This window comes from Acetohalobium arabaticum DSM 5501 (genome assembly GCF_000144695.1).
GTDB lineage: Bacteria > Bacillota > Halanaerobiia > Halobacteroidales > Acetohalobiaceae > Acetohalobium > Acetohalobium arabaticum.
Genome location: NC_014378.1, coordinates 122,328 through 135,415 on the forward strand (window position 1 = coordinate 122,328; position 13,088 = coordinate 135,415).

Here is a 13,088-nt window from a genome sequence, read left to right on the forward strand (position 1 = left end):
ATTAATTTCATATAAGGAATAAAGATAGGAGGTGGATGTAGGAATAATTTTATTTAATAATTAAGAAAATTTTAAAATTAACTAAAATGAAAGGTGAGTGATTTAATTAATGAAGTCGGATATTGAGATAGCTCAGGAAGCAGAATTGAAGCATATTACGGAGATTGCTGAAAAGTTAGGTTTAAATGAAGATGAAATTGAAATGTATGGTGACAACAAGGCTAAAATTAAGTATGAAGCTTACCAAGAAAGAATGGATAATGAAGACAGTAAGTTGATCTTAACTACTGCTATTACTCCAACTCCTGCTGGAGAGGGTAAGACAACTACTAGTGTTGGTTTAACTCAGGCCCTTAATCAATTAGGCCATGATACTACAGTTGCTTTAAGAGAGCCTTCTTTAGGTCCTTGTTTTGGAGTTAAAGGTGGTGCTGCTGGCGGTGGTTATTCACAGGTTGTTCCTATGGAAGATATTAACTTGCACTTTACTGGTGACATTCATGCAATTGGTGTTGCTCACAACTTGCTTGCAGCAGCAATTGATAATCATATTAAGCAGGACAATGATTTAGATCTCAACCCTAATGATATAGTCTTTAGACGAGTTGTAGATATGAATGATAGAGCACTAAGAGAAGTACTGGTTGGTGTTGGTGGTCCTAATGGCCAGGTTAGAGAAGATGGCTTTATGATTACTGTTGCTTCCGAGGTAATGGCTATTCTCTGTTTAGCAGAGGGAGTTGAAGACTTAAAAGAAAGATTAGGTAATATCCTAGTTGGTTATACATTTGATGGCGAACCTGTGCAGGCTAAAGAATTAAATGTTCATGGATCAATGGCGGCTTTACTCAAAGATGCCATTAAGCCTAACTTAGTACAGACTTTAGAAAATACTCCAGCCTTTATTCATGGTGGACCGTTTGCTAATATTGCTCACGGTTGTAATAGTGTAGCAGCTACTAAGTTAGCAATGAAGACTTCTGATATTACAATTACTGAGGCTGGTTTCGGTGCTGACTTAGGTGCTGAGAAGTTCTTAGATATTAAGTGTCGATTTGCTGACTTGCAGCCTGATGCGGTAGTAATTGTTGCTACTGCTAGAGCACTTAAGATGCATGGCGGCATGGATGATGCTAGTGTTAAAGAATTAGAAGAAGAGAATGTAGAAGCTGTAGAAGCTGGTTTCGAAAACTTAGCTAAACATATTGAAAATATTACTGAAGAATTTAACTTACCTGCAGTTGTAGCTATTAATAGATTCCCTACGGATACAGAAGCAGAGCTTGAAAAGATTAGAGAACTCTGTGAAGAAAAAGGCGCTAATGTAGCCTTATCTGAAATTTTTGCTAAAGGCGGCGAAGGCGGTCATGAATTAGCTGAGAAAGTATTAGAAGCTATGGAAGAAAGTAATGATGATTTCGATCAGCTATATCCAGCTGATATGCCTATTGATGAAAAGATAGAAACTGTTGCTGAAAAAATCTACGGCGCTGATGGAGTCAACTTTACTGATGGAGCTAAAGAAGATATCGATCGTTTAACTGAGCAAGGATTTGATGATATGCCGGTCTGTATGGCAAAGACACAGTCTTCTATTTCTGATGATCCAACTAAGAAAGGAAGACCTACTGACTTTGAAATTACAGTTAGAGAAATTAATGTATCTGCCGGTGCTGGCTTCTTAGTTGCATTAACTGGTGCAGTAATGACAATGCCTGGTTTACCAAAGGTTCCAGCTGCTGAAGAGATTGATGTTGATGGTGACGGTAATATTACAGGCTTATTCTAAGATAGACAAATAGTTGATTTATACCTGCGGTCTAATTAGGCCGCAGGTTTTTTGCTTTTGGAACTTAATGATGCTATAATGTAGACGATGAAAAAAATTAATATAAATCTTTGCTCTACCGCTCAGATCCTGAATAGGACGGAGACGGTTTAAGCAAATTATTATTGGGCTAACTATGGCCAAATAACCTGCTTAACCGTTACCATTGCGGTTAAGCAGGTTTTACTTATTATTAGGGGGTGAATCTTTGGAGCAAACAAAAGTAGTAATTATTGGAGCTGGAGCAGTAGGTAAAAGTTTAGGGTATCTATTAGCCAATAATGGCTATCAAGTTCTCGGTTTTATAAGTCGTAGTCTGTCTTCAGCTCAAGAGGGACAGGAGTTGGTTGGAGAAGGAATTGCTACTACAGAGTATGGTGATTTTATTTTAAAGGCAGATTTAATCTTCATTACCACTCCAGATCAGGTGATCAGTCAGATTGCTACTAAACTTTTTAGGGAAGGATTGGTTAAGAAGGATAGCTGTTTAGTACACTGCAGTGGTGCTCTAACTTCGGAGATTCTATTTTCTGAAGTAGAAAACATGAATGAAATTGAATATGGTCGGCTTTCTCTACATCCGTTACAGTCAGTTGCTGATGTTAGGAAAGGGATAGAGGCTTTACCTAATTCTTTCTTTACTATCGAGGGTAATGAAGCAGGAGAAGAGATCGGAAAAAAAGTATTGGATACTTTAGATGCTGATTATACAGTAATCCAGAGCTGTGCTAAGCCGCTCTATCATGCTGCTGCCTGCGTAGCTTCTAATTACTTAGTAACTATCGTTGACTTAGCATTAAAGATGAATCAACAGGTAGGTATTTCATCTGAAAAGGCTCTGGTAGGCTTATTACCGTTGATGGAGGGGACACTGCAGAATATCAAAGAGATGGGGATTGTTGAGGCCTTGACCGGTCCTATATCCCGGGGAGATATTAATATAATCGAGAATCATTTGGAAGCATTAGAGGAATTTATGCCAGAGAATCTAGATCTATATAAAGAGTTAGGGACTTATACTACAGATATAGCCCGAAGGAAAGGCAGTATTAATCAAGATAAGGTAATTAAACTTAAAAAGCTACTTGATCAGGAGGGAATAAAAGATGAGTAAGGTTACAGTAACAGATTTAAAAACAAAGAAAGAAGCAGGGGAAAGAATTACAATGTTGACTGCCTATGACTATCCTATGGCCAAAGCTATAGATGAAGCGGGGATTGATATAATCTTAGTAGGAGACTCTTTAGGCATGGTGGTTTTGGGCTATGATGATACTTTAGCAGTTACGATTGGAGATATGATCCATCATACTAAGGCTGTAAATAGAGGAGTAAAAGATGCATTAGTAGTTACTGATATGCCCTTTATGTCTTATAAGACTGGAGATATCAGCCAGACAGTCAAAAATGCAGGACGGATTATTAAAGAAAGCGGAGCCCAGGCAGTAAAAGTAGAAGGCGGTAGTGAAGTAGTAGCCGAGATTGAAGCAGTTGTCAAAGCCGGAATTCCAGTCATGGGACATTTAGGTTTAACTCCCCAATCAATTAATCAGTTCGGCGGTTTTAAGGTACAGGGTAAGGAGAGCGAAGCTGCTCAGAAATTGATTACTGATGCCAAAGCCTTAGAAGAAGCAGGTATCTTTGCTTTAGTTTTAGAATGTATTCCTGCTGTTTTAACTAAAGAAGTTACAGAAGCAGTAGAGGTTCCTACTATCGGTATTGGAGCAGGAAAGGAATCTGATGGTCAGGTTTTAGTAACTCAGGATCTGCTGGGTATCTTTGCTAACTTTACTCCTAAATTTGTTAGAAAGTATGCTGATTTGAATGACGAGATCAAGACAGCATTGAAAGATTATAAAAAGGATGTTGAAACTGGAGAGTTTCCAAGTCAGAAGGAAAGCTTTTAGATAGATTTTTAATTAAATAGGAGGTAAAAATAATGGAGCTTTGTAAAAGTATTGATGAAGTACGGGACTTTATTGGAAAGCAGCAGAAAGCTGGAAAAGAAGTAGGTTTGGTACCGACAATGGGTTATTTCCATCAAGGCCATTTAGCTTTGATGGAGAAGGCTAGAGAGGAGAATGATATAGTAGTAGTTAGCCTCTTTGTTAATCCCACTCAGTTTGGTCCTGATGAGGATTATAATGAGTATCCTCGCGATTTAGATAGAGATTTAGAATTAGCTGAAGAAGCAGGAGTAGATATAGTCTTTGCTCCAGAGGCTGACGAGGTCTACTTGTCTCAGGCAGCAACCAAAGTAATGGTAGAAGGCTTGACAGATTATCTCTGTGGTGCTGCTAGAGAGGGACACTTTACCGGTGTCTGTACTATTGTTACTAAGCTGTTTAATATTATTGATCCTGATCGGGCTTACTTTGGCCAGAAGGATGCCCAACAGGTATTAGTAATCAAGAGGTTAGTTAAGGATCTGAACTTTGATTTAGAGATAGTAACAGTGACAATTCAGCGTGAAGAAGATGGCCTGGCTATCAGTTCGCGTAATAAATACCTGGACTCTAAGGAAAGGGAAGCAGCGACAATTCTATATCAGACTCTACAGCTGGCTAAAGACTTAATTAATCAGGGAAAAAGAGATGCTGAAGCTGTTAAAGAAAGATTAATCAATAAGATTGAGGCTGAACCATTAGCAGAGATCGACTATGTAGAGATAGTAGACCAATCTACTTTAGAGCCATTAGTAGAAATTAAGGGCGAGGTATTGATGGCTCTGGCTGTCTATATCGGCGATACTAGATTGATAGATAACTTAATGCTGGAGGTGAATTAGACTCATGATGCGGATGATGCATAAATCGAAGATCCATCGGGCAAGAGTGACTGAAGCAAATCTGGATTATGTGGGCAGCATAACTATTGATAGAGACTTAATTGAAGCGGCAGATATTTTACCTAATGAGAGAGTGCAGGTAGTTAATAATAATAATGGAGCTAGATTTGAAACCTATGTCATTGCTGGCGAACGCGGTTCGGGTGTTGTCTGTCTCAATGGAGCAGCAGCCAGAAAGGTTCAACCGGGGGATGAAGTCATAATAATCTCTTATGGTCTTATGAAGGATAATGCTGCTCGAGACTTAGAACCGAAAGTGATCTTAGTAGATGAGAATAACCGAATTATTAAATCTTAAGTTTAGTTGACAGAATATCAGTGATTATATATAATTGAAGCAAAATTAATTAAACTGTAGGTGAGATATAATGTCCCAAACTTCTAAGCGTAAACAACGAGTACTTAGGATATTACATAAGAATCGAGACCAATATATTTCTGGCCAGGAATTGAGCGATAGGCTGGAGGTATCACGGACTGCTGTCTGGAAGTATATTCAATCCTTGCGTGAACAGGGATATGTAATTGATTCTTCTTCTAGACTGGGCTACTGTCTAGTAAAAGCTCCTGATATTCTGTCGCCAGAAGAGATAAAGAAGGATTTAAAGACTGATCTATTAGGCTGTGAAGTGATCTATCAAGAAGAAGTAAAATCTACTAATTCACTAGCAAAATCAGAAGCTAGACAGGAAGCTGAGGAAGGAACAGTTATTGTGGCTAAAGAGCAGGTTGGCGGCAAGGGCCGTTTGGGCAGAGAATACTTCTGTCCGCCGGGAGGGATCTGGTTTTCAGTTATTCTCCGGCCTAATATGAAGCCGGACTCTGCTTCTCAATTCAGTTTTGTAGCAGTAGTGGCTTTAGCCAAAACAATTGATGAATTAACTGATTCAGTTCCAGAAATTAAATGGCCGAATGATGTGTTGATTAATGGGAAGAAGGTTAGCGGTATTTTAACTGAAATGAGTGCTGAAATTGATCAGATAGATTATTTAGTACTTGGAATTGGAGTTAATTTGAATATAGCTGTGGATGAATTTCCATCAGACTTAAAGAATAAAGCTACCTCTATTCAAGAGGAATCAGGACAACAGATTCCCAAATTGAATTTCTTTTTATCTCTTTTAGAGCAATTAGAGGAGGAATACTTTAAATTACAAACGGAGGGGTTCGAAAAGATTATAGAGGGCTGGAAAGAATATAATATCACTTTAGGAAATGAAGTAACAGTTACCAGTAATAATGAAGTGTTGACAGGACAAGCAGTAGACGTTGATAATAAAGGTAGATTATTAGTAGAATTACCTAATGGTACTATGAAGAAAGTGGTTGCTGGTGATGTAACTTTAAATACTGAATATAATTAAGGTTAAAAAATGTAATCAAGAGAGTTTGAAGGGGAGACAGAGATGATTTTAGCTATTGATGTGGGAAATACTAATACTGTATTAGGGGTTTTTGCTGATGAAGACCTATTAGTAGATTGGAGAATATCTACTGATCGGTATAAAACAGCTGATGAATATGGAATGTTATTCTTTGATCTCTTTAATTATAATGATTTAAAGGCTGATGATATAGAAAGGATAATTATTTCCTGTGTAGTTCCCTCAGTAGTAAATGCTTTAGAGGAGGTAGCCATCAAGTATTTTGGAGTTGAACCTCTAATTGTAGGTCCCGGAATTAAGACCGCAATGGATATTAAAATAGAGAATCCCAAAGAGGTAGGGGCTGACAGAATTGTTAATGCTGTAGCTGCCTATAACTTATATGGAGGACCAGTGATTGTAGTTGATTTTGGAACAGCTACTACTTTCTGTTTAATTTCAGAGCAGGGGAATTACTTAGGCGGTGCTATTGCACCCGGAATAGATATTTCTATGGATGCCTTATTTAGCTATGCTGATAAGTTACCTAAAGTGGAATTAGAAAAGCCGGAGAGTGTAATTGGTAAGAATACTTTAGACAGTTTAAAGGCGGGAATTATCTATGGTGCTGTGGGACAGGTTGATGGTGTAGTAAGAGAGATTAAAGCTGATTTAGACCAGGAGGCTGAAGTTATAGCTACTGGTGGTTTGGCAGATTTAGTTAGCGATGAGTCTGAAGAGATCGATCGGACCAATTCTTTGCTTACTTTACAGGGTCTGCGCATGATTTCAGAATTAAATAGCTAATGATGGAGGGAGTAATTGATGGAGATAGGAGAAGTGGAATTGGATAATCCGGTTATGTTAGCACCTATGGCTGGAGTAACAGACCTGCCTTTCCGCAGAATAGTCAAGGAGTTCGGTTGTGGATTAGTCTGTACTGAGATGGTCAGTGCTAAAGGATTGGTTTATGGCAGTTCGCGAACAGAAGAGTTATTGACTATCAGTGATCAGGAGCGGCCAGTCTCACTACAGATTTTTGGTTCAGAACCAGAGATAATGGCTGAAGCAGTAGAGAAGATTGAAGAATATAGACCGGATATTATAGATGTAAACTTAGGCTGTCCAACTCCCAAAATTGTCAAGGGTGGAGCTGGGTCTGTCTTAATGAAGGAACCTGATTTAGTAGGCCGAATCGTAGATGCTTTAGTTAGAGCAACTGAGATTCCTATTACTGTTAAGATGAGAAAAGGCTGGGATGAGGATCATGTTAATGCTGTAGAGATTGCTCAAACTGCTGAAGAAAGTGGAGTCCAGGCAGTAGCAGTCCACGGTAGGACTAGAGAACAGTTTTATAAGGGAGAAGCTGATTGGAATATTATAAAAGAAGTGAAAGAAGCAGTAGAAGTTCCAGTGATCGGTAATGGAGATATCTTTAGCCCACAGGATGCTGAAGAGATGATTGATACTACAGGCTGTGATGGGGTAATGATTGCGCGGGGAGCACAGGGTAATCCCTGGATTTTCAAGCGTACGCTTCATTATTTAGAGACAGGCGAATTATTGCCGCCGCCTACTATTCAGGAAAGAATTGAGATGGTAGTTAGGCATTTAGAAGCTTTAGTTGACTATAAAGGAGAATATATAGCCGTTAGAGAGATGCGCAGACATACTGTCCAATACATCAAAGGACTATATAACTGTACTGAAGTTAAACAGAAGGTAAATCAGGCAGAAACAGAAGAAGAGTTAAAAGAAATATTACATAATTATAAAAGAGAACTTATGGATTAAATTAAGCTCTGATGTAGGCTATCTACATTAGAGCTTTTTTTATGATATGGGAAATTATACTTCTTGCAAGTTGTAGATGACTTTCATCATAAAATTAAATTGATATATTGTTGCAGTTTAGAGTTGATATCTTGCAAACGCTCCGGAAATCAGCCCTAGTTACTCAGCAGTAAATAAATCTTAGTGTTATGATTTAAAGATTCCGCTTTATATATTAACTATTCTCTCTTGTGGGACTGCTTTAAAGTCGCTTTTTGCAAGATATCAACTAAATTGTGCAAAATTATTCGAGGGACGTGTTTAAAACCAGATCAATGAAATTTCTATGCTGGATATGTTTATAGCGATTCTCATTGGGGATAACAATAGCAATATATCCTATTACAAATAGTCAACATTTCTCTGGAGCGACTCTTAAAACTGACTCGGAACCAGGGATGGTGGAGAGTCAGTTTTTGAGAATGAGTGAGACAGGACGTCGAACGAATGGCAAGCGTAAGAGATTTGTTGACTATAATTTGCAATATCATGAAAGAAACTATATTAGCTGCAAATGAAAAGTGACACAATATATCAATATCCTTTCAAAGAATAGTAGAGTTAAACCTATAAAAGCGTACTCAGCAGACCATTTTTTCGGTATAATTATCCTCAAACTTCACATATTAAATAAAAGCTTAATTATAATAGGATAAATGTAATCAGAGGTGTGAAGTATGAATAAAATAGTTAGTGTTAGTTTAGGCTCTTCTGCTAGAGATCATGTAGTAGAAACAGAAATTTCAGATGAGGTCTTTCGATTAGAAAGAATAGGAACTGATGGCGACCTGCAGAAAGCCAAAAAACTTTTTACTGAATTAGATGGGGAAGTAGCTGCTTTGGGAATGGGCGGTATAGATTTACATATCTATACCCAAGATAGTAAATATAAATTACAAGATGCTGCTAAATTAATAGCTGATGTTGGAGAGACGCCGGTGGTTGACGGCAGCGGTTTGAAGATGACATTAGAAAAGAGAATTATATCTGATTTGAAGCAGGATTATGGTTTGGATTTAGCAGATAAGAATATTTTACTGACTAGTGCGGCAGATAGATTTGGCATGGCGTCAGTTTTTGATAAATTAGGAGGTAATGTTTATTATGGAGACTTAATATTTGGTTTAAATTTACCGTTACCTATTAAGTCTCTAAAGACTATAGATTATGCTATTAAATTATTAGGGCCGGTTATAAGCAGACTTCCTTTTAAGTTATTATATCCAACAGGAAGTAAGCAGGAGACTACAGGAAGTAATAAATATCAGAAGTATTATCAGTGGGCTGATATAATTGCTGGAGACTTTCATTTAATTAAGAAGTATCTTCCTTATAATTTGGATGATAAGATAGTAATTACCAATACAGTAACTGATGATGATATTGCTATGTTACAGAAAAGGGGAGTAAGACTATTAATTACTACTACTCCAGAATTGAAGGGGAGATCTTTTGGAACCAATTTATTAGAAGCAGTGTTTGTTTCTCTAATAGATAAGCCTGTTAGAGCAATCAAATCCAATGATTACCTTGCTCTAATGGACCAATTAGATTTTAAGCCTAGATTAGAAGTTTTGAATAGCTAAAGGTAAGATAGGGAGGGGATTTTTTGGAGCAGTTTGGTTTTTTGCTACATCCTTTGCAAGTAAATGATTTAGCTAGAAAATTTACTATTAGTAAGCAGATTCCAGATAGTATTTTAAGACAGATAATTAGATTTATGCCTCAGATTGAACTTTCTCATGTTACCGGAATAGAATCTGAACTGGGAAATAAAGCTGAAGGATGGTTAGTGGGCTGCACTTTAACATCTGAACAGATGTTAAAGCTTCCAGTGGAACATGTGCTTAAACAGATAATTAGTGCTGCTAAAAAAGCAGAAAAATTGGGGGCTGAGATTGTAGGATTAGGGGCCTACACTTCTATTATCGGAGATGGAGGTCGGAGAGTTGCCGAAAAGTTGGATATTCCAGTGACAACAGGTAATAGCTATACAGTTGCTACGGCTGTTAAAGCAGTAAAAAGGGCTGCTGATAAATTAGGAATTGTACTGTCTGAGACCCATTTAGCAGTTATAGGTGCCACCGGTTCTATTGGAGAAGCCTGTGTGCAGCTTTTAGCTGATGAAGTTAATGATATCTCGTTAGTAGCTAGAAATGAACCAAAGTTAAGAAGATTAACTACATCGATAAAGAGTAATTATCAGTTAAATAGAGTGAATTATTCTACAGATATTAATAAAGCATTATCCGAAGCTGAAATTGTTATTACAGTTTCAAGTGCTATAGATAGTATTATAGATCCTAATAATTTGAAGCCGGGGGCTATTGTCTGTGATGTGGCCAGACCTAGAGATGTAGCTAAGCAGGTTAATGAAAGTAGAGAGGATATTTTAGTAATTGAAGGTGGAATAGTCCAGTTACCAGGACAGGTGAGGTTGAATTTTGATCTTGGTTTACCGCCGGGAAGGATTTATGCCTGTATGGCAGAAACAATAATTTTAGCTTTAGAAGGTCGGTATGAAAATTATACCTTGGGCAAGTCAGTGTCATTGGAAAAAGTAAAAGAGATACAGCAGTTGGCTGATAAACATGGGTTTCAATTAGCTGGACTGCGTTATGTTGGAGAAAAGATAGGCCAACAGCGCTTTAAACAGGTGAGACAGGCAGCTTCAAGGGCTTGACAAAACTTAATAATTAAATTATAATATTTTATTAATAAGTTGAATGATTAAATTTCTTGACAGTATTTTATATTTTTGAAATAATTAAGTGTGGTTAGTATGGATTTATTTCAATTTTATTAAAATTTAGAAAGAGGGAGCGAAACTTATGGCTGAGAAAGTAATTTTAACAAAAGAAGGGCTTAATAAACTGGAAGAAGAATTATCATATTTGAAAGGTACTAAACGGAGAGAAGTTGCTAAACGGATTAAACAGGCATTAGAATTTGGTGATATCAGCGAAAATTCAGAGTATGATGATGCTAAAAATGAACAGGCCTTTGTAGAGGGTAGAATTAAAGAAATTGAGAATATGTTGAATAATGCTGAAGTAATTAATGAAGACGAAGTAGAAACTACAGAGGTTAATATTGGAACAACTGTTACAATTAGGGACTTGGATACTGAGGAAGAGTATAATTATAAAATAGTCGGAACTACAGAAGCAGACCCGTTTGAGAATAAAATTTCGAATGATTCTCCTGTAGGAAACGCATTACTCGGTCATAAGATAGGCGAGGAAGTGGAAATCGATGCTCCAGCAGGAAAGATTGTTTATAAGATTTTAGCAATTCAGAAGTAAATATTGATTTATTAAATTGTAAAATTATATAAAGTAGTACTTGGAGGTTGATATTTAATGGAAGAAGAACAGGACTTAAATGATTTGATGTTAGAACGAAGAAAGAAATTAGATATGCTAGAAGAAAAAGGAATCACAGTTTATGGAGAAAAATATGAACGAAGCCATGTTGCTCAAGAAGTTATAGATAATTTTGAGGAATTAAAGGAAGATGAAACAGAGGTTAGATTGACCGGTAGATTAATGGCAGTTAGAGAACATGGTAAAGCCAGTTTTGCTGATATAGAGGATATGTCAGGGCGGATTCAGCTGTATGCTAAAGAGGATAATTTAGGTGAAGATCTGTATGAATTATTTATGTCTCTGGATATTGGTGATCAGATTGGAATAGAAGGACTTTTATTTAAAACAGGACGCGGTGAGGTTACTGTCCAGATTGAGAATTTTGAATTATTGGCTAAAGCGTTGCGTCCGCTGCCGGAAAAATGGCATGGTCTAAAAGATGTTGAAATGAGGTATAGACAGAGATATGTGGATTTAATAGTTAATTCCGATGTAAGAAATACTTTTGTTTTACGGAGTAAGATAATTCATACTATGCGTGAGCATTTAGAGGAAGAAGACTTTTTAGAAGTTGAAACTCCTTTGATGCATCCTATTGCTGGCGGGGCTGAGGCAAGGCCTTTTGTTACACATCATAATGCCTTAGATATGGATCTTTATCTACGGATTGCTCCGGAGTTATACTTAAAGCGGTTGATTGTAGGCGGTTTTGAAAAAGTTTTTGAAATCGGTAAAAACTTGCGAAATGAAGGTATTTCCACTAAACATAATCCTGAATTTACTTCAATGGAATTATACCAGGCAAATGCTGATTATGAAGATATGATGGAGATTACTGAAAGTGTAATTGTTAATATTGCCCAAGAAGTATTGGGTACATTAGAAATTGAATATGATGGACAAGAAATTGATTTAAGTCCAAGCTGGACAAGGATGACAATGAGAGAAGCTATTAATGAATATGCGGGAGTTGACTTTTCTGAAGTTGATGATTTCAAGACAGCACAAAAGTTAGCCGAGGATCATGGGGTAGACTATGAAGAGATTACTTCTGTCGGAGAACTTATTAATGAGTTCTTTGAAGAGTTTGTAGAGGATGAGTTGATTCAACCAACCTTTATTACCGAATATCCAATTGAAGTTTCGCCTTTAGCTAAGCGGAAGCCTGAAGATTCAGACTTTACAGAGAGATTTGAATTATTTGTTGCTGGAAATGAATTAGCTAATGCTTTTTCAGAGTTGAATGATCCTATTGATCAAAAGCAACGATTTAAGGAACAGATGGAACAACGAGAAGCAGGTGATGATGAGGCTCATATGATGGATTATGATTATATTAGAGCTTTGGAATATGGAATGCCTCCTACGGGAGGATTAGGAATTGGTATTGATAGGTTAGTTATGTTATTAACGGATTCTACTTCCATTAGAGATGTGATTCTCTTTCCACATATGAGGCCCGAACAATAAATCTCAAGCAGTTTAATTTAGGTCACATTATAGTGACCTAAATTTTTCTTTTAATCCACCTCCTGCCACACGGGGGGGATAGAGGGTGATAAAATGCATAAAGAAGAAGCAAAAAAGGATTTATTGAATCGGCTGAAGACTTTAAAAGGACATATTGGTGGTATCGAAAGAATGATTGAAGAGGAGCAAGACTGTATTGATATTTTAGTTCAGATAGCTGCTATTAAATCTTCTATTGATAAAGTAGGACAGTCAATTATTGAAGATTATGCCCATGAATGTATTCTTTCTTCAATAGATGAGGAAGATGATATCGAAGAGGCAGTTAAGGAAACGATCAAGACGATTTTAAAGTTTTCTAAATAACTCTTATGCTG

The 13,088-nt window shown here is 37.0% G+C and carries 13 protein-coding genes; all 13 read left to right on the forward strand.

Annotated elements, in window-relative coordinates; all coding sequences use genetic code 11:
• The first annotated feature begins 109 nt into the window (after positions 1 to 109).
• A complete protein-coding gene (locus tag acear_RS00630; RefSeq protein ID WP_013277110.1) occupies positions 110 to 1,789 on the forward strand; it encodes a formate--tetrahydrofolate ligase in 1,680 nt (559 codons plus the stop codon).
• Between the two features lie 247 nt (positions 1,790 to 2,036).
• The gene (locus acear_RS00635) at positions 2,037 to 2,942 is read left to right on the forward strand and encodes a Rossmann-like and DUF2520 domain-containing protein (RefSeq protein ID WP_013277111.1); all 906 of its coding nucleotides are present in this window, start codon (positions 2,037 to 2,039) and stop codon (positions 2,940 to 2,942) included.
• A complete protein-coding gene (gene panB, locus acear_RS00640; protein ID WP_013277112.1) occupies positions 2,935 to 3,735 on the forward strand; it encodes a 3-methyl-2-oxobutanoate hydroxymethyltransferase in 801 nt (266 codons plus the stop codon). The genes acear_RS00635 and panB overlap by 8 nt, the downstream gene beginning before the upstream one ends.
• A gap of 32 nt (positions 3,736 to 3,767) precedes the next feature.
• Positions 3,768 to 4,616 carry a pantoate--beta-alanine ligase gene (gene panC, locus acear_RS00645; protein WP_013277113.1) on the forward strand — a complete coding sequence of 283 codons (849 nt, stop codon included), beginning with the start codon at positions 3,768 to 3,770 and terminating at the stop codon, positions 4,614 to 4,616.
• A gap of 4 nt (positions 4,617 to 4,620) precedes the next feature.
• Positions 4,621 to 4,974, forward strand: a complete 354-nt coding sequence (panD, locus tag acear_RS00650; protein ID WP_013277114.1) for an aspartate 1-decarboxylase — start codon at positions 4,621 to 4,623, stop codon at positions 4,972 to 4,974.
• 70 nt (positions 4,975 to 5,044) lie between these two features.
• Positions 5,045 to 6,040 carry a biotin--[acetyl-CoA-carboxylase] ligase gene (locus tag acear_RS00655; RefSeq protein ID WP_013277115.1) on the forward strand — a complete coding sequence of 332 codons (996 nt, stop codon included), beginning with the start codon at positions 5,045 to 5,047 and terminating at the stop codon, positions 6,038 to 6,040.
• A 42-nt stretch (positions 6,041 to 6,082) separates the two neighbouring features.
• Positions 6,083 to 6,847 carry a type III pantothenate kinase gene (locus acear_RS00660; protein ID WP_013277116.1) on the forward strand — a complete coding sequence of 255 codons (765 nt, stop codon included), beginning with the start codon at positions 6,083 to 6,085 and terminating at the stop codon, positions 6,845 to 6,847.
• 18 nt (positions 6,848 to 6,865) lie between these two features.
• Complete coding sequence (dusB, locus tag acear_RS00665; RefSeq protein ID WP_013277117.1) at positions 6,866 to 7,834, forward strand: tRNA dihydrouridine synthase DusB; 969 nt, start codon at positions 6,866 to 6,868, stop codon at positions 7,832 to 7,834.
• A gap of 716 nt (positions 7,835 to 8,550) precedes the next feature.
• Positions 8,551 to 9,459 carry a hypothetical protein gene (locus tag acear_RS00670; protein WP_013277118.1) on the forward strand — a complete coding sequence of 303 codons (909 nt, stop codon included), beginning with the start codon at positions 8,551 to 8,553 and terminating at the stop codon, positions 9,457 to 9,459.
• A gap of 23 nt (positions 9,460 to 9,482) precedes the next feature.
• Positions 9,483 to 10,556 carry a shikimate 5-dehydrogenase gene (locus tag acear_RS00675; RefSeq protein WP_013277119.1) on the forward strand — a complete coding sequence of 358 codons (1,074 nt, stop codon included), beginning with the start codon at positions 9,483 to 9,485 and terminating at the stop codon, positions 10,554 to 10,556.
• 148 nt (positions 10,557 to 10,704) lie between these two features.
• The gene (gene greA, locus acear_RS00680; protein ID WP_013277120.1) at positions 10,705 to 11,178 is read left to right on the forward strand and encodes a transcription elongation factor GreA; all 474 of its coding nucleotides are present in this window, start codon (positions 10,705 to 10,707) and stop codon (positions 11,176 to 11,178) included.
• 57 nt (positions 11,179 to 11,235) lie between these two features.
• A complete protein-coding gene (gene lysS / locus acear_RS00685; RefSeq protein ID WP_013277121.1) occupies positions 11,236 to 12,711 on the forward strand; it encodes a lysine--tRNA ligase in 1,476 nt (491 codons plus the stop codon).
• A gap of 93 nt (positions 12,712 to 12,804) precedes the next feature.
• Positions 12,805 to 13,077, forward strand: a complete 273-nt coding sequence (locus acear_RS00690) for a metal-sensitive transcriptional regulator (protein WP_013277122.1) — start codon at positions 12,805 to 12,807, stop codon at positions 13,075 to 13,077.
• The last annotated feature ends 11 nt before the right edge of the window (positions 13,078 to 13,088 follow it).